Origin of the sequence: Bacillus weihaiensis (genome assembly GCF_001889165.1) — a bacterium.
Taxonomy (GTDB): domain Bacteria; phylum Bacillota; class Bacilli; order Bacillales; family Bacillaceae; genus Metabacillus; species Metabacillus weihaiensis.
Genome location: NZ_CP016020.1, coordinates 2,185,058 through 2,208,757, shown reverse-complemented (window position 1 = coordinate 2,208,757; position 23,700 = coordinate 2,185,058). Strand labels below are relative to the sequence as shown.

The 23,700-nt window shown below is 33.6% G+C and carries 30 protein-coding genes and 1 pseudogene; 20 read left to right on the top strand and 11 right to left on the bottom strand.

The features are described from left to right. Positions 1–8: 8 nt before the first annotated feature. The gene (gene lexA / locus A9C19_RS10700) at positions 9–632 is read right to left on the bottom strand and encodes a transcriptional repressor LexA (RefSeq protein WP_072579937.1); all 624 of its coding nucleotides are present in this window, start codon (positions 630–632) and stop codon (positions 9–11) included. Between the two features lie 157 nt (positions 633–789). Here lexA and yneA point away from each other — a divergent pair, with 157 nt between their 5' ends. The 3 genes from yneA to A9C19_RS10685 all read left to right on the top strand — a co-directional run bounded on the left by yneA (position 790) and on the right by A9C19_RS10685 (position 2,234). After that, entirely contained in the window at positions 790–1,101 is a 312-nt protein-coding gene (gene yneA, locus A9C19_RS10695; RefSeq protein ID WP_072579936.1) for a cell division suppressor protein YneA, read from the top strand. A gap of 27 nt (positions 1,102–1,128) precedes the next feature. Then, a complete protein-coding gene (locus A9C19_RS10690; RefSeq protein WP_072579935.1) occupies positions 1,129–1,776 on the top strand; it encodes a YneB family resolvase-like protein in 648 nt (215 codons plus the stop codon). Positions 1,777–2,003: 227 nt separating this feature from the next. Next, positions 2,004–2,234: a DUF896 domain-containing protein gene (locus A9C19_RS10685; RefSeq protein WP_072579934.1), complete on the top strand. Its 231-nt coding sequence runs from the start codon at positions 2,004–2,006 to the stop codon at positions 2,232–2,234. A 53-nt stretch (positions 2,235–2,287) separates the two neighbouring features. Here A9C19_RS10685 and A9C19_RS10680 read toward each other — a convergent pair whose 3' ends face one another. The 3 genes from A9C19_RS10680 to A9C19_RS10670 are packed head-to-tail and all read right to left on the bottom strand — an operon-like array spanning position 2,288 to position 2,928. After that, positions 2,288–2,530, bottom strand: coding sequence for a hypothetical protein (locus A9C19_RS10680; protein ID WP_072579933.1), 243 nt, complete (start codon positions 2,528–2,530; stop codon positions 2,288–2,290). Between the two features lie 39 nt (positions 2,531–2,569). Next, positions 2,570–2,743 (bottom strand): transposase, encoded by a 174-nt coding sequence (locus A9C19_RS10675; protein ID WP_083584355.1) that lies wholly within the window; start codon positions 2,741–2,743, stop codon positions 2,570–2,572. Further along, the gene (locus A9C19_RS10670) at positions 2,743–2,928 is read right to left on the bottom strand and encodes a hypothetical protein (RefSeq protein WP_072579932.1); all 186 of its coding nucleotides are present in this window, start codon (positions 2,926–2,928) and stop codon (positions 2,743–2,745) included. The genes A9C19_RS10675 and A9C19_RS10670 overlap by 1 nt, the downstream gene beginning before the upstream one ends. Before the next feature lie 618 nt (positions 2,929–3,546). Between A9C19_RS10670 and sirA the strand changes: the two genes are divergently transcribed. Both sirA and A9C19_RS10660 read left to right on the top strand, forming a co-directional pair. Then, positions 3,547–3,993 (top strand): sporulation inhibitor of replication protein SirA, encoded by a 447-nt coding sequence (sirA, locus tag A9C19_RS10665; protein WP_072579931.1) that lies wholly within the window; start codon positions 3,547–3,549, stop codon positions 3,991–3,993. 89 nt (positions 3,994–4,082) lie between these two features. Beyond that, a complete protein-coding gene (locus tag A9C19_RS10660) occupies positions 4,083–4,301 on the top strand; it encodes a YneF family protein (protein ID WP_072579930.1) in 219 nt (72 codons plus the stop codon). Between the two features lie 268 nt (positions 4,302–4,569). Here the strand turns inward: A9C19_RS10660 and A9C19_RS10655 are convergent, their stop codons facing one another. Continuing rightward, positions 4,570–4,752 (bottom strand): aspartyl-phosphate phosphatase Spo0E family protein, encoded by a 183-nt coding sequence (locus tag A9C19_RS10655; protein ID WP_072579929.1) that lies wholly within the window; start codon positions 4,750–4,752, stop codon positions 4,570–4,572. Between the two features lie 237 nt (positions 4,753–4,989). Between A9C19_RS10655 and A9C19_RS10650 the strand changes: the two genes are divergently transcribed. The 3 genes from A9C19_RS10650 to A9C19_RS10640 all read left to right on the top strand — a co-directional run bounded on the left by A9C19_RS10650 (position 4,990) and on the right by A9C19_RS10640 (position 7,224). Then, positions 4,990–5,697 carry a cytochrome c biogenesis protein CcdA gene (locus A9C19_RS10650; protein ID WP_072579928.1) on the top strand — a complete coding sequence of 236 codons (708 nt, stop codon included), beginning with the start codon at positions 4,990–4,992 and terminating at the stop codon, positions 5,695–5,697. A gap of 181 nt (positions 5,698–5,878) precedes the next feature. Then, positions 5,879–6,238: a response regulator gene (locus tag A9C19_RS10645; protein ID WP_072579927.1), complete on the top strand. Its 360-nt coding sequence runs from the start codon at positions 5,879–5,881 to the stop codon at positions 6,236–6,238. A gap of 515 nt (positions 6,239–6,753) precedes the next feature. Continuing rightward, positions 6,754–7,224 carry a CcdC family protein gene (locus tag A9C19_RS10640; protein WP_072579926.1) on the top strand — a complete coding sequence of 157 codons (471 nt, stop codon included), beginning with the start codon at positions 6,754–6,756 and terminating at the stop codon, positions 7,222–7,224. Positions 7,225–7,422: 198 nt separating this feature from the next. Here the strand turns inward: A9C19_RS10640 and A9C19_RS10635 are convergent, their stop codons facing one another. The 3 genes from A9C19_RS10635 to A9C19_RS10625 all read right to left on the bottom strand — a co-directional run bounded on the left by A9C19_RS10635 (position 7,423) and on the right by A9C19_RS10625 (position 9,305). After that, the gene (locus A9C19_RS10635) at positions 7,423–7,848 is read right to left on the bottom strand and encodes a DUF2621 family protein (protein ID WP_072579925.1); all 426 of its coding nucleotides are present in this window, start codon (positions 7,846–7,848) and stop codon (positions 7,423–7,425) included. Between the two features lie 70 nt (positions 7,849–7,918). Beyond that, a complete protein-coding gene (locus tag A9C19_RS10630) occupies positions 7,919–8,125 on the bottom strand; it encodes a hypothetical protein (protein WP_072579924.1) in 207 nt (68 codons plus the stop codon). A gap of 532 nt (positions 8,126–8,657) precedes the next feature. Next, positions 8,658–9,305 (bottom strand): spore coat protein, encoded by a 648-nt coding sequence (locus tag A9C19_RS10625; protein WP_420835826.1) that lies wholly within the window; start codon positions 9,303–9,305, stop codon positions 8,658–8,660. 154 nt (positions 9,306–9,459) lie between these two features. On the opposite strand from A9C19_RS10625, the gene A9C19_RS10620 reads away from it, so the two are divergent. From A9C19_RS10620 to A9C19_RS10600, 5 genes are all read left to right on the top strand, one after another. Beyond that, on the top strand, positions 9,460–10,206 hold the full coding sequence (locus tag A9C19_RS10620; protein ID WP_072579923.1) for a DUF3891 family protein: 747 nt from the start codon (positions 9,460–9,462) through the stop codon (positions 10,204–10,206). 74 nt (positions 10,207–10,280) lie between these two features. Further along, entirely contained in the window at positions 10,281–11,018 is a 738-nt protein-coding gene (locus A9C19_RS10615) for a sugar phosphate isomerase/epimerase family protein (protein WP_233499162.1), read from the top strand. Positions 11,019–11,221: 203 nt separating this feature from the next. Further along, complete coding sequence (locus A9C19_RS10610; RefSeq protein ID WP_072579921.1) at positions 11,222–12,295, top strand: Gfo/Idh/MocA family protein; 1,074 nt, start codon at positions 11,222–11,224, stop codon at positions 12,293–12,295. Then, entirely contained in the window at positions 12,283–12,480 is a 198-nt protein-coding gene (locus A9C19_RS10605) for a hypothetical protein (protein ID WP_072579920.1), read from the top strand. Before A9C19_RS10610 ends, A9C19_RS10605 begins: the two co-directional genes overlap by 13 nt. Before the next feature lie 39 nt (positions 12,481–12,519). After that, positions 12,520–13,497: an aldo/keto reductase gene (locus A9C19_RS10600; protein ID WP_072579919.1), complete on the top strand. Its 978-nt coding sequence runs from the start codon at positions 12,520–12,522 to the stop codon at positions 13,495–13,497. Between the two features lie 324 nt (positions 13,498–13,821). Here the strand turns inward: A9C19_RS10600 and A9C19_RS22450 are convergent, their stop codons facing one another. Then, positions 13,822–13,953, bottom strand: a complete 132-nt coding sequence (locus A9C19_RS22450; RefSeq protein WP_267888719.1) for a hypothetical protein — start codon at positions 13,951–13,953, stop codon at positions 13,822–13,824. A 535-nt stretch (positions 13,954–14,488) separates the two neighbouring features. Between A9C19_RS22450 and A9C19_RS10595 the strand changes: the two genes are divergently transcribed. From A9C19_RS10595 to A9C19_RS10585, 3 genes and pseudogenes are all read left to right on the top strand, one after another. Next, entirely contained in the window at positions 14,489–15,058 is a 570-nt protein-coding gene (locus A9C19_RS10595; protein ID WP_072579918.1) for a hypothetical protein, read from the top strand. 130 nt (positions 15,059–15,188) lie between these two features. Continuing rightward, positions 15,189–16,749, top strand: a pseudogene (locus A9C19_RS10590) (fatty acid--CoA ligase). Between the two features lie 371 nt (positions 16,750–17,120). Next, a complete protein-coding gene (locus tag A9C19_RS10585; protein ID WP_072581839.1) occupies positions 17,121–18,407 on the top strand; it encodes a DEAD/DEAH box helicase in 1,287 nt (428 codons plus the stop codon). A gap of 52 nt (positions 18,408–18,459) precedes the next feature. Here A9C19_RS10585 and A9C19_RS22445 read toward each other — a convergent pair whose 3' ends face one another. Then, positions 18,460–18,585, bottom strand: coding sequence for a hypothetical protein (locus A9C19_RS22445; protein WP_267888718.1), 126 nt, complete (start codon positions 18,583–18,585; stop codon positions 18,460–18,462). Positions 18,586–18,820: 235 nt separating this feature from the next. On the opposite strand from A9C19_RS22445, the gene A9C19_RS10580 reads away from it, so the two are divergent. Beyond that, entirely contained in the window at positions 18,821–19,330 is a 510-nt protein-coding gene (locus tag A9C19_RS10580; RefSeq protein WP_072579917.1) for a phosphatase PAP2 family protein, read from the top strand. Positions 19,331–19,478: 148 nt separating this feature from the next. On the opposite strand, the gene A9C19_RS10575 is transcribed toward A9C19_RS10580, so the two are convergent. Then, the gene (locus tag A9C19_RS10575) at positions 19,479–20,042 is read right to left on the bottom strand and encodes a DUF2179 domain-containing protein (protein WP_072579916.1); all 564 of its coding nucleotides are present in this window, start codon (positions 20,040–20,042) and stop codon (positions 19,479–19,481) included. 192 nt (positions 20,043–20,234) lie between these two features. On the opposite strand from A9C19_RS10575, the gene A9C19_RS10570 reads away from it, so the two are divergent. The 3 genes from A9C19_RS10570 (at position 20,235) to A9C19_RS10560 (ending at position 23,494) form a co-directional block, all read left to right on the top strand. After that, positions 20,235–21,458 (top strand): ATP-grasp domain-containing protein, encoded by a 1,224-nt coding sequence (locus tag A9C19_RS10570; protein ID WP_072579915.1) that lies wholly within the window; start codon positions 20,235–20,237, stop codon positions 21,456–21,458. Positions 21,459–21,548: 90 nt separating this feature from the next. Continuing rightward, the gene (locus A9C19_RS10565; protein ID WP_083584353.1) at positions 21,549–22,013 is read left to right on the top strand and encodes a CotY/CotZ family spore coat protein; all 465 of its coding nucleotides are present in this window, start codon (positions 21,549–21,551) and stop codon (positions 22,011–22,013) included. 425 nt (positions 22,014–22,438) lie between these two features. Then, positions 22,439–23,494, top strand: coding sequence for a DUF5105 domain-containing protein (locus A9C19_RS10560; protein ID WP_072579914.1), 1,056 nt, complete (start codon positions 22,439–22,441; stop codon positions 23,492–23,494). Positions 23,495–23,700: the final 206 nt, after the last annotated feature.

Genomic DNA, 23,700 nt, shown 5'->3' with positions numbered 1-23,700 from the left:
AGCTTTTTTTAATGAATCGTTCTATAGACACCGATAACTTTACCGAGAATAGATACATGACGTAAAATAATAGGTTCCATCGTCGAGTTTTCTGGCTGTAAACGTATGAAATCCTTTTCTTTGAAGAATCGTTTACATGTTGCTTCGTCTTCCTCAGTCATAGCTACTACTATATCACCGTTATTCGCTGTTTGTTGTTGCTTAACAATGACTAAATCACCATCAAGAATACCTGCTTCAATCATACTTTCACCCATAATTTCAAGCATAAAGACATTTTCCTCATCTGAAACATAACGATCAGGCAATGGGAAATATTCATCAACATTCTCAATAGCAGTTATTGGTAAGCCAGCAGTTACTTTACCGATAACAGGAACATTTATAACATTGCTTTTAGGAATGTGTAGATTTTCTTCCTCTTCAAGTATTTCAATGGCACGTGGTTTAGTAGGATCTCGTCTAATTAATCCTTTTGATTCAAGTCTAGCTAAATGTCCATGAACAGTTGAGCTTGACGCGAGTCCAACAGCTTCTCCAATTTCTCTAACAGAAGGTGGATAGCCCTTCTTTTGTACTTCATCTTTTATAAAACTTAAAATATCTTGTTGTCTTTTTGATAGTTTCGTCATCCTATGAGACACCTCGGATTCCTATAATATATGTTTATTATAGCATCATTTACCTATTAATACAAACATAAGTTCGAAAAAACCGTTGACTAGAACAGTTGTTCTTATTATACTATATTTATATTATACGAACAAATATTCTACGAGGTGATTAATCATGAAAAAAGAATCTATTGCATATATTTTTACTTTTTTCCTTGTATTACTAGCAATTACTTTTGTGGTTTCATATACTGATAAGGCTGAAAGCTTAGATAACTTTCAACAAGTTACAATCGAAAATGGAGATAGTTTATGGGAGATTGCAGAAAGATTCCAAGACAAATCCAATATTTCTAGACAAGATTTTGTCAAATGGGTTCAGGATAACAACAATTTACATTCCACTTTAGTGAAACCAGGTGATATAGTCTTTGTTCCAATTGAAAAAAAACATAATGTACAACTAAATCAATTAGCAAGTGATTAAGTAAAAAGATATGGTAGGGTGTAGAAGATGAAGGCTGTTATATACTGCAGAGTAAGCACAGAAAAAAATACACAGGAGTCTTCGTTAGAAAGACAAAAAGAAGAATTAATAAAACTTGCATCACTTCATGCTATTTCTATTGTAAAAGTTATTGAAGAAAGGCATAGTGGGTATGATGTGGATAGGGACGGGATTATTGAAGCGATTGCGTTAATTAAAGATAAAGCAGCTTCTATTATATTAGTTCAAGATGATACTAGACTTGGAAGAGGACACGCTAAAATTGCCTTGCTTCATGAAATTCAAAAACATGGAGCGAGAGTACTTACTTTAAATGAAAAGGGAGAACCAGAGCTATCAGAAACTGATGTGATGATTCTTAATATTTTATCGGCTGTAGAAGAGTTTCAAAGAAAGTTAGTTAATTATAAGATCAAGAGGGGAATGAACCGAGCTATTGAAAATGGGTATAATCCTATCAAAAATCTTAGCAATCAAGAGCAAGGTGGAGGACGAGAAAAAATACAGGTTCCCATTGAGGAGATAGTGAACCTTAGGAAAAAGAAACTTACCTTTCATGAAATCGCAGCAACTCTTCGAGGGGTAGGATATGATGTGAGTAAAGCAACTGTACATAGAAGGTACAGAGAATATATAGACAAACAAGAAGAATAATATGTTTAAATGGCGTTATTCATCGCAAATAAGTTGTTATTTTTGTCTCTATTTAGTATGATGTCTTGTATGTCCAATTACTTAAACGCTTGACCTTTTAATTCTTACAATGTTAGGTGATGTTATGTTACTTTTCGATAGAGAAATAACATTTGCCATATCTATTCTTAACTGAATACCTAAGGTAGCCGGATATAACAGGAGTCGTAAGAGAGGAGATAATAAATATGTTACCACAGTCAAAAATAAATCGTATAAATGAATTATCAAAAAAGTCGAAAGAAACTGGTTTATCAGAAGAAGAGAAAAAAGAGCAAAAATTACTTCGTGAAGAATATTTACATGTCTTTCGATCTTCTATGAAGGATACTTTAAAAGGCGTAACAGTTGTAGATCCAAATGGAAACGATGTAACCCCACAGAAAATAAAAGATGAAAGAAAATATGATTTACAATAAGTAAGAGGGTGCTCAAAAGGTTGTTAAATAACGACCTTTTGAGCACCCTTTCTTTATCTTTCGTGTAGAAACAAATAATTAGGCTTTTTTAATGAAAAAAGAGGGATTCCTTCCCCATATTGGATTCCATTTTCCTCTTCTTCAAGGATTTGCTCAATTTGTAAAGCCAGTTGACGATATTGGTCATCTAAACTTTTTTCGTATTTTTCTGTCGTTTTTCTCCAAACAAATGTATATTGATTTGCATTTGCTTCTATCTTAGTCCCATCAACAAAATAGTGCTCCAGCTTTACCAATCCTTTTTCACGTAGTAACTCTACAATTGAAAAGAAGACTTAATAGATAATGTCTTTCATACGGTCAGATCGAAACCGATTGATCGTTCGAAAATCAGGAGTTTGACTACCACTTAACCACATAAAGTAGAAATTTTCGGTTAGTAACTTTTCTATCTGTCTTCCTGAGTAAACTTTTTGTGTATACGCATAAATGATGACTTTAAGTAACATTATTGGTGATATGATGGGCGTCCACCACCTTTGTAGGGTTGAAATAACAATGCATCGTCTAGCTTTTCTACAGCTTCATGGACAATGGTTGATAAATGATTTTGAGGGATGAGAATTACGAGGTCTAATGGAAGAACTAACTGATTCATATTATAATTAACGAAAGAGGTATGATCATATTTCATAAAAAATCGTTCCTTTCTTGGATAATTAGGTGTGGTAACTTAATTATACAAAATAGGACGATTTTTTTGTTGTTTAATTATTCTTTTAAAAAAAAGACTGTTTTCGTAGGTGTTTTGCTTCTATGAATACAATTTTAGATCGATAGTGGAATGGAGCGTAAGACACTTGACTCCTGCGGGAAGTGAGGAGGCTCAGCTTCCTCCCCGGGGAAAGCAAGTGACTGGAGCGCAATGGAACGTCGGTTTTTACGTTAACTGAATTAAAAAGATAAAAGTATGAAAAGAGGCTAACCCAAGGTCTAAAATCTAGACTTTTGGGTCAGCCTCTTTTTAACTTAGGAACTATAAATACATCCAACTATAGGAATATAACTTGTTACACTAATAGTCAGATTTTTAGCTCTAAATCACAGGACGTCTGGCTTTAAGTTAAACGACTTACACATAATAAGAATCTTTTTTCTTTATTTTAGTATAGTACTAAACCTAGTAGTTAGTTTAAAAAATGGAGTTGATTCTTTCGACAAAACTAGTGTCTTCTCTCTCCGTCTTAAGACAATAATTTCTTAAGTAGTCTTTTATAATAAGAGAAATAGTCGTACTTAGGAGAGTGAAAAAGTGAGACACTATTATATTTATTTAATAGAAGAAGAATTCGCTAGCCACTATTTCGGAAGAGAATCAAAAATATATCATCTGTTTCAGGACTTTCACTGGACAACCATACATAATAAACATAGTGATGTAATAGGAAAACAAGTGAATTATATTACTAAGCCAGTACCAACATTATTTATTCATCAGCTATTAGGGACTCATCTAGTGAATAGAAAAGATTATCAAAAACTTCATCATATACATAAAATTGAATTGAAAGGAAATAGAGGTGATGCAACCTTAATTGTAAAAGAAACGCATCTTGAGCTATCATCTGATGGTAGTTATGAGGCGGAAACGATTTTCTTTGAAGTATTAAGGAAGTTTGACCCTTGTTTTCTGGCAATGGATCTTAAAGCAGAGCGATATGGTTGGTTAAACCCTATTAAGGAGAGAAAATTTGTTTAAAAACTAAGGAATTTATGAGACAATTGTTGTATAATGTCATAGGATTTAGTACACTGTAAACTAGACAACACGAAGGAGGAAAATGATCAATGGACTTATGGGTAGTTATTCTAGTTGGTATTCTAGCGTTAGTTGCTGGAGTTGCACTAGGATTTTTCATTGCGCGTAGATATATGATGACTTATCTAAAGAAAAATCCACCAATTAATGAACAAATGTTAAAGATGATGATGATGCAAATGGGACAAAAACCGTCTCAGAAGAAAATCAATCAAATGATGTCTCAAATGAACAAAATGCAAAAATAAGAGAATGTTCAATAGTATGCAGTTAAACGCATGCCAGGTCCAGTCTCACTGTCAATAGATAGGATTCTTTAAAAGACATTCTCATAATGAAATAAAGTCCCGTATAACGGGCTTTTATTTTATAAAAAGAAATTGAACATACATACTACTAAATCACATGTACTGTCTTAATTTGGACAGGTTATTCATAATAAAGCTTTTAATTGATTAAAGATTAAACCTAATAAGTAAAAGCACGCAATATTGCGTGCTTTTCATTTGGAATATTTCAAGAGAGTACTTTTTTCTTATGATGATTAGGATAATCATCTTTAATGTATTGAGTTAATAAGATATCGAGTTCTTGGCTATATTTTAAAGAGATCGTAGAATTAAGCCCATTCTTTAGGACAATGTCAATTAGCTCTGCTCGTTTCTTTTCAATTATCTGTAGTAATTCTTGTTTAGACACGAGAACTTGTCCTTTCTATAATGTCTTCTCATTGTGTAATTATACCCTTTTTTTCTAAAAAATTCAAAGGAAGATTATAGTAGGAATAAAATCATTATAATCGTTCTGATAACAATATGAAAAGGGGAAATAGGTAGTTGTTAGATAATTGACATAAAAATGTCACATAGTAAATGATATTAAATAGGATACTCCTTTGATAGAATAGAGTAGGAATTCTTATTAGGAGGAAATATGATGACGGATGTTAACATTTTCTTAGCGTTCGGGGCTGGTTTTTTATCTTTTATCTCTCCGTGCTGTTTACCTTTATATCCTGCTTTCTTATCTTATATTACAGGAGTATCGGTTACTGAATTAAAAACAGAAAATGCATTATTACAAAAGCGAAGTTTATTACATACTATCTTTTTTTTAGTTGGTTTTTCAATTATTTTTATCGCATTAGGATTTGGAACATCCTTAATAGGAGAATTATTTTATAATTATCAAGATTTAATTAGACAAATAGGTGCTATATTAATTATTGTTTTTGGTTTAATGATTGTGGGCGTATTTACCCCTGAATTTCTAATGAAAGAACGTAGATTTGAATTTAAGAATCGTCCAGCAGGTTATATTGGCTCTGTTTTAATTGGAATGGCTTTTGCTGCAGGTTGGACTCCTTGTACGGGACCAATTCTATCCGCTGTCATTTGGATGGGGGCTACAAATCCTAGCTCTGCTATGCTGTATATGATAGCATATATTCTTGGATTTGCAGTTCCATTCTTAGTCTTGTCTTTCTTTATTGGTAAGTTTGGGTGGGTTAAAAAACATAATGCAAAGATTATGAAGATTGGTGGATATATTATGATTTTCATGGGCCTCTTGTTATTCTTTGATATTATGACATCCGTTATTATCTTTTTATCTAAATTGTTTGGTGGATTTAGAGGTTTTTAATCTTTCTCCTGTACGTAAATGATAACTTTCTTGACAAAGTATATATACCTACTGTCTATTTTTGTTATAATGAATATATGTGTGATAGAAGTTACTTAGAATGTTTAAGTAATGATCAATCGCCTTCTAGAAGAAGTTTGATTATCAGGCTTCCTTTATCATGATTGAGGAGGAACTAGAAGTGGCTAGAATATTAATTGTTGATGATGCCAAGTTTATGAGAATGACGTTGTCAAATATATTAATAAAAGCAAATTACGAAGTCGTTGGTGAGGCAGAAAATGGTGTACAAGCTGTCGAGCTTTTTGAAAAAGAAAAGCCAGACTTGGTTACAATGGATATTACCATGCCTGAGCTAAATGGTATAGAAGCACTAAAAGAAATAAAAAGCAAATTTGCTGATGCGAAAATTATTATGTGCTCTGCTATGGGCCAACAAAAGATGGTTGTAGAAGCGATTGAAGCAGGCGCAAAAGACTTTATTGTAAAACCTTTTGATGAAAATCGTGTCATTGAAGCAATCACTCGAGTTCTAGGTTAACATAGAGCAAACCATTTAAGTGAAGTATCCTTAAATGGTTTTTTTATAGGTATAGGATCTTAAAGAAATTATAGTAATTGTTTTCGTCAAAGGTTTTCTATAAGAGAATCGTTACTAGCTAAAAGAATAAATTTGCTTAAACTTTGTGATAAATGCAAGACTTATCTCGGTTGTCTCAACGACTACCCCAAGGGGAATGTCAACTTCCCCTTGGATAGGCTTCCATCCTAGCGTGAATATTAACAAACAACACACAACCTTACTTAAAGGCAACAAAGTTTGAGGGAACTGCCTGGGTAAAACATGTCACTAAACGATTGTGAACTTATTACATAAAACTTATTACTTATTTATTAGAATAGTCTAGCATTACTCATTTTCATACTTAAGTAGTAATCAGATTTATTAATTGTTCTACTACCGAATGAATTACTAGATTGTAAGTTCTAGTAGGTAATTTTATCACAATCGTTTATACTATAAGATAGTAGTTGTAAAGTAAAGGATTGATCTATGTGCTTACACTTGTTTCATCTATTGTTGCTATAATTATGGCTATCATAGTATTATTTATTCGTATGAAGTCAGCTAAAAAACCAGCTTCGGCAAAAAAAATCATTTTGCCTCCCATTTTCATGAGTACTGGTGCTCTTATGTTTCTACACCCTTTGTTTCGTGTTACCGCTTTTCAATTTTTTGAAGCATTATTTGTAGGGATGATTTTTTCCATTTTCTTAATTAAAACCTCAAATTTTGAAGTAAGGGATAATGAAATATATTTAAAGCGTTCGAAAGCGTTTGCGTTTATATTAATTGGCCTACTTATTGTAAGAATTGTTATGAAATCTTATTTAAGTAATCAGATTGATATTGGGGAATTAAGTGGTATGTTCTGGACTCTTGCATTTGGTATGATTGTTCCCTGGAGAGTAGCGATGTATCGATCGTATCAAAAAATCAGAAAAGAACTTAACGCAACTATTTAGAAGAATCTAGACAAAAAATCCGAATCATACTTGCTTCGGATTTTTTGTGCGCTTTTTTAAAGTGTGTAAACTTTGATTAAGATCATTCTACGTTTAGTAATTGCTTGCGAAAAAGGGGAAATATCTCTCTTAAAGCTTGTAGTCGTTCTACTATCAACTACTTATTACTCACCATATTTTTTTTATTGGAATATACAATTAAAAAAGGGCTTTATAAGCTGTAAAATCTATTTTCTTCTCTTTTAATCGTTTCATCAAAAACTTATGGTCTCTTTTTGGTGTAGCCATAATATATCCTCTAATAAGTAAATCTAACGATATAGTTGTAGCCTTTTCATTTAGTGCTAGCTGTCCTATTTTACCTGCTATTTTTGCACGAGCGACATCTCGAAATATTTCAGGAACAGGCTCTACTAGCTCTTCTAATAATTCTTTTTCTTTACTATTCCACATATGTCTAGTCTTTTCTAAATAGTAATCTTGCCAGTCTAAATCCGATTTTCCATCTTCTTTAGGTAGTCTTTGCAAGAATTTGCGAAACATAAAAAAACCACCAATAGCTAACATGGAAACAAGAAAAACTACCCAAAATAGAATAAACCAAAGAAACCAACCTTCTAACATATTTTTCACCTCTTGCAAATTATCATATGGAGGGCCTGTTTATCTAGTTAGCCCAAGACAAATAATATTTTCATTCAAAATGTCCAAAAGCATGATGCTCTTTAGATAAGAGGAGTAGTGATTTTTTCACAGCGTCAACTTTTCTTTGAGCATAGGATGATGTTAATAAGCCATTTAATTCGGCTTGTACATAAAAAAACGCGTGCTTATAATATATATCTACGCGAATCGTACCGACGTCTGTTGGTAGGTATAAAAATTCATATGTACGTATCATAGTGACTCCTCCTAAAAAACACCATATTCTTAATAAATTATCCTATATTTATAATAGCAGATTATTACCTTTTTCACTATTTTTTTAATGAAATGATTACTTAATCATATGGCATTGTTGAACATAGTTATTGACTTTTGTTATAAGCATTCGCTTTCCGAGGGTTGTATGTGAGACTCATACCTTCCATTCAATCAACAAGGAATATAAAATAAAGTATATACATTTTCAAAGCCTACCAACTTGTAAAATGTGTAAACAAATATAAAAAGAAAGTGTGTAGTTATGTTATTATCTATTCTTTTAGCCGTATGAAAAGAGCGAACTTAATCTTCTAATCTGTTTCTCGAGATCTAGGTACTTCGTACATTTTTTCCTCTCATACAAAAAAAGGTGACAACTGCATCGGCAGCTGCCACCTTTCCCCCTTCGATCCGTACATGGTTAAGTGTCCCGCAACAAGCGAATGTATCGAAGGGGTTACTTTGTAGAATATCATATAAGGGATAGTGCTGTAAATGTTATATTTTCCTTACTGCATATATTTGGATTGTGGCTGGTTCATTTGTGCATTAGGACTAGTTGTGAAAGCGTTTAGCATTTGGTTCATGTCTTGTTGCTGTAATTGAGGGACTTGATAATAATTATGCTTATTTTGATATAAGAATATTTCATAAGCCATTTCAATAAAATTTGGTACACTATCTCCAATTACACGACGGAAGACTGGATTCGTTATTTCACAAGCGGACATGCCTAACAAACCGGACATTGATTTACATTGTCCAAGCATATAGGCAGATAAGCCTTGTTCACTAAGTTCATTTACAGATTGATTCGGTTTTTTAGGCTGTGATGGTTTCAAGCCATATACAATATCATTACTTTGTTGCATATTATAAGTTTGCGTTGGATGTGAAGGTTTTTTTCCAGTTGAAAATGCTTCTACCATAACATTATAGGTATCATTAATAAATGTATATTGTCGTTGTAAGATGTTTTTTAATTCTGGATCTTTAATGAATTGCTCATACATTTGATATTGGTCCAAAATATTAATCATCCCTGCAATAATTTCGTGAGCATCAAACATTTCATGTCCACCATGATTCATTTTAGGCTGCATATTTGGTGATTGTTGCATTCCTTGCTGATTCATTTGGTTTTGCATCATAATCATCCCTCCAGTTGTAATTTGGTACATAACTATAATGCTCTTTTAAAAAAAAAACATGTAGGACTTTCATTAAATAATGAAGGTAATGCCATCCAAAAGAAGGGTTTTTGCCTATATTACCGAATAGGTATTTGATTAGAAGGTGAGGGAGGATGTTATGATTATTTTTGAAAAGGAAGATTTTTTTATTATGACAGAACAGCATGAACATGCTAGTCTTTCTAGGGACTTAGCAGTTCAATTACAAGACCAACACCTAAAAGATATAAAAAGGAAAAAAGATATATTTGTGGCTATAAAAGAGCATGACCGAGGGTGGATTGATCTTGATGTAGCTCCACTATGGAATGATAAAAAATTAAGTCCTTATTCATTTATTGATTACCCTATCCCAATTAAGCTTGCCTTTTATAGAAAAGGAATTGATGAAGTAATGAATCAGAATTTATTCGCAGCACTGTTATGTAGTATTCATTATGTTAGATTCTTTGATGGTATGAAAGGTGACTCCAAAATAGATCATTTTGTTGCTAAAGAGAAGAACAGACAAGAAGAAATAATGAATTTAATTGATATCGATGAGAAAGAACAAAATGCCTCTTTAGAAATGTTGAAATACACAGATTCCTTATCATTATTTTTCTGTATGCAGGAGGCCGGCGTTACTAGGGAGAATATGCATGATTGGTTTAAAGGTGGTATTTATCTTGGAAAAAAGAAATTTGATGTAGTTTGGAAAGATAGACATCATGTAATCCTAAATCCGTTCCCTTTTAAAGAATTTTTCAAGGTTACCTATAAATATAAGGCTGTGAATAAAAGAGATATTTCAACAGTTGGAATTTTGGAAGCTTATTCACATACAAAAGATGAATATCATACCGTACAAATTATATCAAAATAATGGAATGAATACGCTTTATTTGTTAAGATGGTAAATAACTATGAAAAAATGTATAACTAGAGAGGACGTTAATGATGAATTATTCAATCGCAGTACAATTATACACACTTCTTTCAGAATGTGAGAAGGATTTTTATGGGACATTATCCAGAGTTTCCGCTCTTGGATTTCAGGGAGTTGAATTAGCAGGATACTATGGAAAGGATGCTAAAGAATTAAAGGAGAAATTAGATGAACTACAATTAAAAGCTGTAAGTAGTCATGTCCCTCTAGAACGCTTAGAAGGGAATCTCTTAGTGGAACTAAACTACCTTAAGGAGCTGAACTGTAAACATATCGTTTGTCCATTCCTGAAAGAAGATAGAAGAGATGATTACTTGGGCCTAGCAAAAAGCTTAAACCGTATTGGGAAAGTGTGCAAAGAGAACGGTATAACTCTAAGTTATCATAATCATGAATTTGAATTAGAGAAAGAACTAGATAAGACACATTTGGAACTATTATTTGAAAATACCCATTCAGAATACCTACAAGCGGAACTAGATGTATACTGGTTAACATTCTCAGGAGAAAATCCTATTGAATGGATGAATCAATATAAAAATCGTATGTCATTAATTCATTTGAAAGATATGACAACTGACAATAGAAAGACATTTGCTGAGTTGGGGACTGGTGGAGTAAATCTTGAAGGAATCATGAATAAATTACCTGATACATCTATAGAATGGGTAATCATTGAGCAAGACAAATGTGAAGGTTCTCCTTTTGAGAGCATTGAGAAGAGTATTAAGTATTTAGAGGCTATGTAACTGGATACGGAGAATGGGCTCTTTCGCGTGTTTGGTATGAATGAGTTAGTGACAAAACAAGCCTAAGTTCATACTCGCTAGAAATACTCAGTGTGTCGGTTCCAAAAAACTCACAAATATGATTACTCTATTTTTTATCATGTTTTAATTTTTCATCATCTACACATATAAGAAGTGTTTGAATACGTACGAGGTAAAAGGTCGTGAAAAAATTGGTGAATATCGGTTTAATTGGTGCAGGATCAATTGGAGATGTACATCTTCAAACGTTTTCTAAGCTTCAAAATGAAGCTGTTATTAAAGGGATAACAGATGTAAATAAAGAACTTGCTAAACAAAAAGGCCAAAAATTTTTAATAGAGAGTATCTACCCTACTTCAGAAACTTTACTAAATGATACGAGTATCGATGCGGTCATTATAGCTGTACCGAATAAGTATCATGCCTCTTTAGCAATACTGGCTTTACGTGCTGGAAAGCATGTATTAATTGAAAAACCAATGGGAATTAACAGTGAAGCGGCAAAAGAAATTGTTCGTGCAGAGCGTGAATCAGGGAAGCTTGTAATGGTTGCTCATCAAATGAGGTGGATGAATTTAATTCAGCAAATCAAAACACAAGTAGAAAAGGATGCATTTGGTTCAATTTATCATGCTAAAACGGGCTGGTTCCGTCGTAAGGGAATACCAGGTTGGGGAAGCTGGTTCACACAGAAAGATCATTCTGGAGGAGGACCATTAATTGATATCGGAGTTCATATGTTAGATGTTGCCTTGCATTTAATGGGAAACCCAAAACCCATATCTGTTTACGGGTCAACATATGCAGAGTTTGGTCCAAAGCAAAAAGGAATTGGGTCTTGGGGAATACCAGATTGGAAAGGGAAGTATGACGTGGAGGATTTTGCATCTGCTTTTATTAAAATGGATAATGGCTCAAGTCTGACACTTGAAGTAAGCTGGGCAGTTCATATGGACACAAATAATGACCCTTTTATCCATCTAATGGGCTCAGAAGGCGGTGCATCTCTTATAGGAAACAGGGGGAAGATCTTAACAGAGCAATTTGGTCGCCAGATAGATTTAGAGTTATCAGTTGAAGATAGTGAAATAGGAGATGAAAGAGTCCAATTAAGTAAGCACTTTATAGAATGCATAAGAGAAGGGAAAAAGCCGATTACTTCTTCTATGTCTGGCCTAACAAATAATCTGATAATAGATGCCATTTATAAATCCTCAAAAACAGGAAAAGAGATTGAACTCGATTGGGAAATATAGAGGAAATTAATTCGTTCATCTCATTAATCAGCGAAGAAAAGTTAAATGATCAGAAGAAAAAAGTAGTCCGTGAACCTATGGGTAATCTACACCAGATTTTTGTTGGTGTATTCCACGTTTTAGTCGCAAATGAGGTCGTTGGAAAAGGCTTTAATTTTCAATTGATCGTTGATAAGTTAGTGTAAACAAGGATATAACTATTATTTTTCAGGAGGAAATAGATTATGAAAGTAATGCCCCTTCAAAAACGAAATATTTCAGATAGTCGTATTGTGTTAGGTTGCATGGGATTTGGTGGAGAATGGAATAAAGAGTCAATTACAGAAGAGCATATTCTTCAAGCTGAGAAAGCCATTGATGCTGCTCAATCAATTGGTATTACAATGTTTGACCATGCAGACATTTATACAAATGGAAAAGCAGAAGAGGTGTTTGGAGAACTTTTAAAAAAACGTCCAAAACTAAGAGATGAAATTGTTATCCAATCTAAATGTGGAATCCGTTTTGCAGATGAGAAAGGACCACAAAGGTATGATTTTTCAAAAGATTATATTATTAAGTCTGTAGATGGTATTTTGAGTCGATTACATACAGATTATCTAGATTTATTATTACTTCATCGACCAGATCCATTAATGGAGCCTGAAGTTGTAGCTGAAGCATTTACAGAGTTAATTCAAAAAGGTAAGGTACGTGAATTTGGCGTTTCAAACATGAGTGCAGCACAAGTAAAGCTACTAAATACATATACACCTCAACCTATGATAGTAAATCAGCTTGAATTGAATTTAAAGCATAACGCGTTTGTTGAAAGTGGAGTATTGGTAAACCAAGAGTCTGGAAGTAAAGTTAACTTTGCGGATGGTATTTTAGAGTATAGTCGATTAGAAAATGTCCAAATACAAGCGTGGTCACCACTTGCTAAGGGAATGTATTCAGGTCGAAAGCTTGATCATCTAACTGATGCAGATCTCAAGACAATTGAACTTGTTGGAAAAATGGCAGAACAAAAAGAAACAACAAAGGAAGCGATTATACTTGGTTGGTTAATGAAACATCCTTCCATGATTCAGCCTGTCATTGGATCAACTAATCCTGACAGAATTAAAAAGTGTGCTGACGCTGTCCGTCAAGCTGAAGAAATGACCCGTGAAGAGTGGTATTCATTATTTACTTCAGCAAGAGGGCAGAAGATGCCATAATATAAATTTAAAGAGCTTGGGTCAAAACTCAAATTTTTTTAAAAAGACGAACGATTATCGTATGACGCGTTGTTCCTTAATAATATGTTGTGGTGGTAGAACAAGTGAGTTCTCTTCCGCTGCATTACACTAGCGATTACCAATCGTATGCATAAACAATACATGTAGGAACAAAGAATAAAACCCGAACGATATGGGGGATTTTCATTGAAATATCACCTGATCGTTCGGGTTTCTCATTAACTAAAACACCCCAACCTCTTTTTCTATCGGCTATCTATAAATATTACTTCTTTCTACTCCAATCATTGTAGATCTGATCTATTATTCATCTACTTGATCACGCATGCGTTCTACTTCTTCTTCCACACATATTTGTGTGATTTGTTCATTTAAAAAATGGTTAAGGAAATCTTTCTCCTCTAAACATCTTTCTTCACTTACTTCTTTTTTCATAAAAAGCCTCACTTTCTAGAGTTATCATTTTATTTTTTGTAATAGAAAGGATATTTATGTAGTTTACATCATTATGAAAAGCTAGCTTTTTTCCAAAAAAAGTTAGCGTGCTAGAACAGACTTGAAGGTGAGATTAGCTAGAGGAAGAGGATTTCTGTCTTTGTGAAATTCTCAATTTATGCTTGATGAAGTACTAGTGAGAGCTCTTCTTCAGTAGCCTCATAAAATTGTCTTTCATCTGGGATCTTGTATAGATCTTTATATAATAGTTTTCCAATTATTAGGTGGTATGAAGGGGAACTATGAGACTCCTATGGGATGAGACACACTGTCCGCTCCGCGAAAAAGCGAGCAATTGGAGTGGAATTACACCAGACCGGACACTTGATAAATAGTCACAAGCTTACGAAAATGGATAAAAAATAAAAGGTAGGTATATTCTGTAGGTCTGTGTTTCTTTCTAATAACATTTGTAAAATTGATACATAAATATAATAAAAAAGAGAAATATATTAATAAAAAAGTTGGGATTAAATTGACCTTACAAACTGAAACACTAGATAATATTACGAAAAATCAGCATCAGTTAGCTGAGGATTGGTTTTTTTATTGGAATGAATTTTCTGCATTTACTACTTGGGAATTTTGGTTACATGTTTTTATTTTTATTCTTCCATTACTTATCTTGTATAAAAAAATTGATCGAAGTATAGCACTTCAACTAGGTTTCTTTGGATTCAATATACATGTATGGTTTTTTTATTTTGATGCCTTCGGAACGAGACAAGCATTTTGGACGTATCCATATCAGATTATTCCCTTTATACCAAATAGTGTTGGGTTAGATGCATCCTTAGTACCAGTTCTTTTTATTTTATTTTACCAATGGATTCTTAGAAAACAGAAGAATTACTATTTTTATACATTACTTTTAAGTGGGTTCCTTTCCTTTGTATTAAAGCCCGTTTTAGTCCATTATCATTTATTTGAATTTCATCAAGGCGCTACTTATCTTCATTTATTTTTGACGTTTGTAGTTATTATATCCTTATCAAAATGGATTACAGATCTTTTTGTATATTTTGAACGTAATTCTAAACCTTGAAAACTATATTATATTAGTTATAGAATCCTTAGAGGAATAATGTACACTTTGTAGTAATATAGTGTAGAAGGTTAACATCATTGTTAAGTCAAAATGAAAGCGATTTCTTTTTAAGGAGAGGAGATGCTACATGTACTTAACTATCGGGAAATTATTTGAACAGTCTGTCTTGAAGTATGGTGAAAAAGAAGCATTAGTCGATCGGAGTCGTAATATTCGTTGGTCCTATAGACGGTGGAATGAAGAAGTTAATAAACTCGCTAACACTATGATTGAAAATGGTATACAGAAGGGGGATCGTATTTCAACTTATTTATTCAATGGATATGAATTAGCCACTATTTATTTTGCCGTATCTAAAATCGGAGCAATACTAAATCCAATCAACTTTAGGCTTCGCTCAGATGAGGTGGCTTATATCTTAAAGGACGCAGCACCTAAAATTGTTTTTTTTGAGAAAGCTCTAGAGACCGAACTTTTAAAAATACATGATCAATTTCCATCCATTTCCTTTTGGTTTGTTGATAATGAAGTGCCACCTTATGCAACCTCCTATCATAATAACATCAAATTAGCCTCAACCATGAATCCTACAAGAGAAGTTTTAGAAAACGACATATACGCAATAATGTATACAAGTGGAACAACAGGTAGACCAAAGGGAGTTATGCACTGTCATAGAGATATGGTGGAACAAAGTCTGATCTGCATCTCATCTATTGGGTTTACTTTTTTAGGATATAGGCCTCGTTACAGCTCCTATGTTTCATTGTGCTGAGTTACATTGTAGTTTTTTACCTAGAGTGCATGCAGGAGCGAAGAATATAATCATTCATCATTTTGAGACAAAAGAAGTTCTGCTTGCTATTCAAGAGGAAAAAATTACCACTTTATTTGCTGCTCCTACTATGTGGAATATGCTTTTACAGGAAGACCTCGAAAATTATTCACTATCTTCTCTGAGAATTGGATTATATGGGGCTGCCCCAATGGCTCCGACTTTGGTTATTCAATGTAAAGATAGATTAGGCATTGATCTTGTTCAAGCCTATGGAATGACCGAAATGGGACCGGCTATAACGTTTTTAGGCAAAAATGAACAAGTATCTAAAGCCGGCTCAGCTGGCAGAGCTTGCTTTAATCACGAAATAAGAATTGTAAAGCCAAATGAATGTGGTCCATCAGACCCTGATGACATTCTACCTCCAATGGAAGTTGGAGAAATTATTGTAAAAGGGCCATGTATGATGGAAGGGTATTTTAACCGTAAAGAGGCTACTGAGGAAGCAATGTATAAAGGCTGGTATCATTCGGGCGATTTAGGATATTTGGATGAGGACGGTTATTTATATGTAGCAGATCGAGTAGATGATATGGTTATTAGTGGTGGAGAAAATGTTTATCCAAGAGAGGTAGAGGACGTTTTATACGAACATGAAGGGGTTTTGGACGTAGCTGTTTTAGGAGAACCAGATGAGCTATGGGGGGAGCGAGTAATTGCTATAATTGTGAGGAAAAATAAAGAATTAACAGAGGTAGACTTTGATCATTTCTGTAAACAGTCTGATAAATTATCACCTTATAAACGCCCTAGAAGATATGTGTTTGTTGAACAATTACCGAGAAATGCTAGCGGGAAGATTCAAAAATACATTTTAAGAGAAACATTACATGAGAAAGAAATAAAGTAAGTAATAGATGGAGGCTAGGCCAAAGCAAAAAGCTACGCACACTCAGATACAATATATTATGCGCTTTGTGTATATATAGTTCTAGAGTGAGGTGCTAGGCACTTTTGTCCCAGCCTCTTATTTTTGTGGACTAATCGTGAATAACATGTAAGGATATCCTGTGTATCCGAAAAAAACCATATGCCGAATGTCTTACAACCAGATTAATGTGTGTGAACTAATGACTATATTATTTTAGAATTTATGTTTATTAGCAACAAAGTTAAAGAAATGACGCTTTTAAAAAGAATCTGAAAAAATTGTTGAGGTATGCTATAGTTAATTAGCCTTTATCATCATAGAAAGAAATTAAGAAGAGAGACGTGATTATCGTGACAGATTTTTTACAAGTAGGAATTCGAAAAGAAATTAATCATACATTAAAATCTCAAGGTTTAATAAAGCCAACACCCATACAGGAAAAAACAATTCCCCTAGTTCTTGAAGGAAAAGATATTATAGCCCAAGCTCAAACGGGAACAGGAAAAACTCTAGCATTCGTTTTACCTATTTTAGAGAGAATTGATGTAAGTAAATCTGATATTCAAGCTTTAATTTTGACTCCAACTAGAGAGCTAGCTCAGCAAATATCAAAAGAAGTAAAAAAAATGATAGAAAACCTAGATGATTTGAATGTGCTTGCTGTTTATGGTGGCCAGGATGTCGAGCATCAGCTTAAGAAGTTAAAAGGTGCTCAACATATTGTAGTTGCCACACCAGGTCGATTATTAGACCATATTAGAAGAGGAACAATTGATCTTTCCACCGTACAAATGTTGGTGCTTGATGAAGCGGACCAAATGCTACATATGGGATTTCTTCCAGAGGTAGAGGATATTTTATATGAAACCCTTTCTACTAGGCAAACTATGCTTTTTTCTGCAACAATGCCTAACGAAATAAAATCTTTAGCAAAAAAATATATGCAAAGTCCTGAATTGGTTCAAATTAAAGCAAAAACAATTACTGTAGATGAAATAACTCAAATTGTGATTGAAACGACTGACAGAAGAAAACAAGCTACGTTGATGCACATATTACAAGAAGAACGTCCATTTTTAGCCATCATCTTTTGTCGAACCAAAATTCGTGCTAAAAAATTACAGGAAGCACTCATTTCAAATGGATATGATTCCGATGAACTACATGGAGATTTAACACAAGCTAAGCGAGAAAAGGCGATGAAGAAGTTTAGGGAAGCCAAAATTCAATTTTTAGTTGCTACGGATGTTGCAGCTAGAGGGCTTGATGTTGAAGGCGTCACACATGTATTTAACTATGATATACCTCAAGACGTAGAAAGCTATGTTCACAGAATTGGACGTACCGGACGTGCCGGTGGAAAAGGGATTGCTTATACATTAGTAGCACCTAAAGATATGGACTTCTTAAGGATGATTGAAAAAGGTGTTCATCAATCACTTGAAAAAAGGGTAATTAAAGGAATAAGTGTTCCTGATAAAGAGGGATATGAAAAAGAGAGAAAAGATGAAATCCGAAAATCAAGACGTTTTTCATCAACAAGCAAAAATAATAATAAGAGTACAGAAGGTGCAAAAAGGAATAAAAATGAGAGAAGGAAAAGCAAAACTGGCTCTCAACAGAGAAGAACACGATAAAAAAGGTGATAAGAGGCTGACACAAAGTATTTGCTTATGTCAGCCTCTTATTTTATTTTTCAAGATCTTTTTTCGTAATTTCACTACGGATTGAAATATCTTTTGAGAATTCAGTATCTTTTTGTTTATTATTAGGGTACTTATTTTTACGTTCACGATTATCATTTTTGTTCGTCATGTTTTTTCCTCCTTTCAGGGATACTAATTATAGTGTGTACAAAGAATAAGGTTTTATTTTATAGGAGATGAATATTTGCATGTATATTCTTTTTAAGGTGTGATGGAATTTCCTTATCAGAGGTCCTTTCATTTCAGATGCACTCGAGGTTATGTGAAAATAGTATAAGTTGTTTTTACATATAAAGATTTCATTTGATCATACTATTTCTGACGGTAGTAGAGGAGAATTTAGAATGGATAAAAAGCTTTTTTTACTTATAAATCAACTTGCGAATAAAAGTGTATGGATGGATCGTATGATGATTTATGCTTCAAATGAATTACGGTTTCTTTATCCCCTTGCTGTGTGTATGCTATGGATACGAAAGCCAAAGAAAATAAAAATACCCTCTGAAACGCTCGTATCCGTGTTAATGTGCATGTTGATCTCGAATGCCATAAAAAAAGTGAAGGATTTACCTAGACCCTTTATTACGCGGAAGGCAAATGTGTTACTTACTTCTAAAGAGGATTCCTCGTATATTAGTAAACATACAATTTTAGCTTTTGCTGTATCAACAACTATCTATTTATACAATAAAGGCTTAGGAATCTTTATGTATGGTTTTTCAACCCTTATAGGAATTTCTAGAGTTTGGACAGGGGTTCATTATCCGTTTGACATCCTTCGAAGTGCTTTATTAGGAAGTGTCGTAAGTATCGGATTCAATCGAATAATGAAAAAGAAGGGAAAGTGGTACTAGTATTTCAACTAGTATTACTTTCCCTTTTTAAAAAAGTGTTTCCTGTTTTAAACTCCAATCAACAAAGATCAAAATCATGCAGTATACATTGAAACAGCCAAAATGATTGGCCTGTGCTTGGCCACAATTAGGCGTCTTTCCATTTTTCCTATTTCAATTCTTCTTTACTTTGTTTTTTCTTAAAAAATGTAACCGCACGTTTTTTCATTGACTTTGTTAAGTATCCACCTTTAAATGATCGAATCTCATATGACATTAAGAATGCCTTTGGTTCATATTGATCAATAATTTCAAGGAGTTCTGTTTCTCTTGAACGTTTAGCGACAATATCTAAACGATAACGCGCTGTATTAATTCCTTCACCGGTAAAAACGGTGACTCCAAAACCAGCAGAACGGAGTGCAGTGACAAGCTCCATATTTTTATCTAGTATATTAGCCTGGTATGTAATATAACCAATAGCTAATTTTTTCTCCAGCGAACCACCTAAAAGCAAACCGACACTAAATCCGACAATGTATGCCACGATATTATAAATATTAGAGAGATCCTGAAAGACAAAGATTAAACTGACAATGTAAATGATCCCCTCTAGTAGCCCCACACCAGCTGCTGTTTTAGTTTGATTTTTGACGAGTAAAATAGTTCTCATCGTAAGGACCGGAACATAAATCAGTTGAAGCACGAAAATTAGTAAAGCCTGTAAAAACATAATAAATAATTCCCTTCTATTTCATTATTATCGAAAGCATACCATAATTATTATCTTAATATGGAGGTTTAGGTGATTTTTCTCTCTTCCTTATTCCACCTCTTGAATTTAAGTCAAGTAGGAACCAAAAGTCAATAAATACATAAAAATGTGATAAAAAGCCCAGAAAAAAAGGGGAGGAGAGTAGTTGAAATGAAAACCATCATTTTCATCGGTTGTAATAAGTCTGGTTCAAGTAGAGAAGGAGTAACATCGGCAATGGAAATGGGTTATTACACAGTCTTATTCACTGATAGAAAATATTTCCTCCGAGAAAGTGAAGAGTTGTCAGATATCCACCTCATGATTTATATGAAAGATTTATTTAAGAAAGAAGAAGTTTTAAAGGAAATTAAAAAATTAACGTGTAAGGGAAATAAAATCGAAGCCATTATTAGTTTTATCGATCCTTTTGTTTCCTATGCAGCAACCTTATCTAATGAGATAGGAATCATGAGCTGCTCAATGTCAGCTCTCAGTATTATTGAAAACAAGATAAAATTCCGAACGGTTTTAAAACATTTATCTTCAGCCCTTTTTTATTCTGTCTATACAGGAGAGGAATCAGTTGAAGTTTTTGCAAATCAGTTTGTTGACCACTTTCCCCTGGTCGTAAAACCTCCTATATCAAATGGATCAAAGGATGTCATATTTGTTAATTCAATGGGTGAATTAAAACGTTGGATTAAAAATAGACAAAATGAAGAAAATTCTTTACCAGTATTAGTTGAAGAATATATAGAAGGGCGCCAATTTTTAGTTGAAACAATTATATATGAGCGGAAGATCTCAATCATAGCTGTAATAGAACAAGAATTTATGAACAAAAATCATTTTATCATTACGGGTTACCGTTTTCCAGCACAGCTATCTAATAAGTTAACAGAACAATTAGCAATAATACTTAGTGAAATTATTAACAAGATAGGTCTCGTCAATGGTTCATGTCACTTTGAATTGCGCTTGTCTCATGGTGAATGGAAGCTAATTGAAATAAATCCTAGAATTTCAGGTGGCGCCATGAATAAGATGATTCACTATGCGACAGGTATTAATTTAGTGAAGGAAATATTGAAAGTTAGTCTAGGTGAGAGACCAACTCTTGAAAAAACGAAAAATCATTTTATCTATACACATTATTTGACTGTGGAACGGAGAGGGCAATTACTTAAGATAGTAGGAAAAGATAAAGCAAGTCAACATAGTGGTGTTAGAGAAGTTCTTTTAAAACCAAGAAAAGGGAGCATATTAACACCACCAAAATCGATGGGAGACCGATATGGATACGTTATAGCCTCAGGACATTCATCAGAGGAGGCAAAGAAAAATGCAATACAAGCTTCTAAAGAAATCAGATTCTATCTGGAGCCATTTTAAAAGGTATGTTAGCACGGGTAAACTCCTTTTGCACATATTTTTCCAAGGTAAATATCCTATAGTAATTGATTAGATTGGAGGGAGAAGAGGATGGAGAAGGAGAATGAGATGGACGGCAGAAGATCTGACCCAATTTGCTTATATGATGCTCTCTATGCAATAAAGGAGCAGCAGGATCAATTACAAGGGAGTCCTACTAGTTGCTATAGTAGCTTATTTAGAAAATTGTTTAGAATCGATACTATCCCTTTTATTTTGTATAGTAAATCAGGAGCGTTTGAATTAGCGGGATTAAAATACAGGAACACAGAAGAGGATCATGACCATTTTATAACGAATTTCTTTAGGGTGGAACATTTAGATAAAATCAATGGTGCTACTTTATCACTTTTACGACCTATTTTATTTTGTCAAACAAAAAAATATGATATTTGTCATGTGGACCGCTTAGAAAGAACAAATATATGTGTGACAGTGGACTTATCATATTTTTGTGCAATACAATGTCTTGATCTTACCTTATTAAAAGAGATAGTAATTGAGCCTAAATGGTGATGCATGATCGTGATGTAAGCTGCAAACGTGAATCATAATTTGTGATCCGCGTTTTTTTGTATGCGTTGAAACGTCTATTCAGAATCTTTTCATAAATTAGGTTACTTTTTTAAGTCAAGTGTAACTATGTTCTCATATAAGCTAACCACTTTATTTAAATAGACTTCATAATACACATAACAAAATAAATAAAAAAGGTTTAACTGATATAAAACATGGGTAAATCTCAACTGTTAATATTTTCTACATATGAAAATTTAAACCATATCCATTTGTAACGAACATTCCAATACAATGACTTTCCATAAATTGCTGCTATTTTGTTTGTGTGTCCTAAAAAGGACAACTAGAGATGTTCCCAGTAAATGTGCTACGTGGAAGAAATTGTGTTGTTTATATAAGAACTTAATTTGGGGGAATTTAGTATGAAGATAAGTAAAATTTTAGGGTTATTCATATTAGCTTTTAGTTTATTATGGGTGATATCTGCGTGTTCAGCATCAGAAGCTGCGAAAGAAGAGGTTGATAAAAAGCAATCAGCGTCTTCCGAAATGGTAGAAATTAATTTGCAGAATATAGAATATAGACTTCCTTCTGAATATGATAATGTTTCAGATGAAGAGTTGATTCTTAAAGTCGATCTCATAATAAGTAATAACTATGAGGATTCTATTGATATTGATTCAAGTGACTTTTCTCTTTATCAAGGCGATACCAAGGTGGTTGAAGGGAACCCTGCTGAATATAATGAAGAATTAAGATATACGCAGTTAGGGGAAGGAAAGAAGATAGAAGGAAGCTTATATTATGTTGTTGAAAAGGGGCAAACCTATGAGCTAGTCTATGATCCGATCCTTACACTTGAGGAGCAGGACCCGATAACAATTGATATTGATGGAAGTGATGAAAAGCTCTTACAAACAGCTGAAAAACTACAAAATCCTGCTAAAGCTTTGGCAGCCTATGTTGATGTACTTTTATATGATGTTGATCATCCTAACTTTGAATCATTAACTGGAGAGAACATAGAACAAATACTTGCTGATTTTGACGATGGATTCATTCAAGGTTTTGCGATGGCATCGTCAGTAGAGGAAATCGATAAAGAAGCGGTATTAACCTTTTTAACATCAATGAAAGCGACTCTTAAAGAGAAGGTAAAACCTTCAATTATAACGACTTCCATGGGTGATGGTACGGCAATTGTAGAAGTAAGTGCAAAACCAATTAAGCTACCTTCTGTACAGCCGATTATTGATGGAGAAATCAAGGAATATATTACTGCTAACCCTGACCTAACTGAGAAGGAGCTTCAGGAATTTATTTTCCGAGTTCTAGCAGATGAAATTAGTAATGCAAAACAATCCACTGAGGATGTTGTCGTTGAAATTCAGATGGTGCAAAAAGGAGAAGATCAATGGCAACTTGATGCTAATGACTATCGCACTGAAGAATTGAGCTTACCGTTTATTAACTATTAAGGAATAAAAAGAGCTTGGGTCAAAACTCAAACATTTTTTAAAAAGACGAACGATTATCGTTAGACATGTTGTTACTTATTAAAATGTGGTGGTGGAAGAACAAGTACGTTCCATTCCGCTGCATCCACTTGCTTTCCGCGGGGGAAAAATGAACTGCTTTTTCCTAGGGAGGAAGCTTTAGCCTCATCGGCTAAGCCTTTGGGGTC

Coding starts and splice junctions, on each gene's coding strand:
- lexA (WP_072579937.1), bottom strand. CDS start 632: ATGACGAAACTATCAAAAAGACAACAAGATATTTTAAGTTTTATAAAA.
- yneA (WP_072579936.1), top strand. CDS start 790: ATGAAAAAAGAATCTATTGCATATATTTTTACTTTTTTCCTTGTATTA.
- A9C19_RS10690 (WP_072579935.1), top strand. CDS start 1,129: ATGAAGGCTGTTATATACTGCAGAGTAAGCACAGAAAAAAATACACAG.
- A9C19_RS10685 (WP_072579934.1), top strand. CDS start 2,004: ATGTTACCACAGTCAAAAATAAATCGTATAAATGAATTATCAAAAAAG.
- A9C19_RS10675 (WP_083584355.1), bottom strand. CDS start 2,743: ATGTTACTTAAAGTCATCATTTATGCGTATACACAAAAAGTTTACTCA.
- A9C19_RS10670 (WP_072579932.1), bottom strand. CDS start 2,928: ATGAAATATGATCATACCTCTTTCGTTAATTATAATATGAATCAGTTA.
- A9C19_RS10660 (WP_072579930.1), top strand. CDS start 4,083: ATGGACTTATGGGTAGTTATTCTAGTTGGTATTCTAGCGTTAGTTGCT.
- A9C19_RS10650 (WP_072579928.1), top strand. CDS start 4,990: ATGACGGATGTTAACATTTTCTTAGCGTTCGGGGCTGGTTTTTTATCT.
- A9C19_RS10635 (WP_072579925.1), bottom strand. CDS start 7,848: ATGTTAGAAGGTTGGTTTCTTTGGTTTATTCTATTTTGGGTAGTTTTT.
- A9C19_RS10630 (WP_072579924.1), bottom strand. CDS start 8,125: ATGATACGTACATATGAATTTTTATACCTACCAACAGACGTCGGTACG.
- A9C19_RS10625 (WP_420835826.1), bottom strand. CDS start 9,305: ATGATTATGATGCAAAACCAAATGAATCAGCAAGGAATGCAACAATCA.
- A9C19_RS10620 (WP_072579923.1), top strand. CDS start 9,460: ATGATTATTTTTGAAAAGGAAGATTTTTTTATTATGACAGAACAGCAT.
- A9C19_RS10615 (WP_233499162.1), top strand. CDS start 10,281: ATGAATTATTCAATCGCAGTACAATTATACACACTTCTTTCAGAATGT.
- A9C19_RS10600 (WP_072579919.1), top strand. CDS start 12,520: ATGAAAGTAATGCCCCTTCAAAAACGAAATATTTCAGATAGTCGTATT.
- A9C19_RS22450 (WP_267888719.1), bottom strand. CDS start 13,953: ATGAAAAAAGAAGTAAGTGAAGAAAGATGTTTAGAGGAGAAAGATTTC.
- A9C19_RS22445 (WP_267888718.1), bottom strand. CDS start 18,585: ATGACGAACAAAAATGATAATCGTGAACGTAAAAATAAGTACCCTAAT.
- A9C19_RS10580 (WP_072579917.1), top strand. CDS start 18,821: ATGGATAAAAAGCTTTTTTTACTTATAAATCAACTTGCGAATAAAAGT.
- A9C19_RS10575 (WP_072579916.1), bottom strand. CDS start 20,042: ATGTTTTTACAGGCTTTACTAATTTTCGTGCTTCAACTGATTTATGTT.
- A9C19_RS10570 (WP_072579915.1), top strand. CDS start 20,235: ATGAAAACCATCATTTTCATCGGTTGTAATAAGTCTGGTTCAAGTAGA.
- A9C19_RS10565 (WP_083584353.1), top strand. CDS start 21,549: ATGGAGAAGGAGAATGAGATGGACGGCAGAAGATCTGACCCAATTTGC.
- A9C19_RS10560 (WP_072579914.1), top strand. CDS start 22,439: ATGAAGATAAGTAAAATTTTAGGGTTATTCATATTAGCTTTTAGTTTA.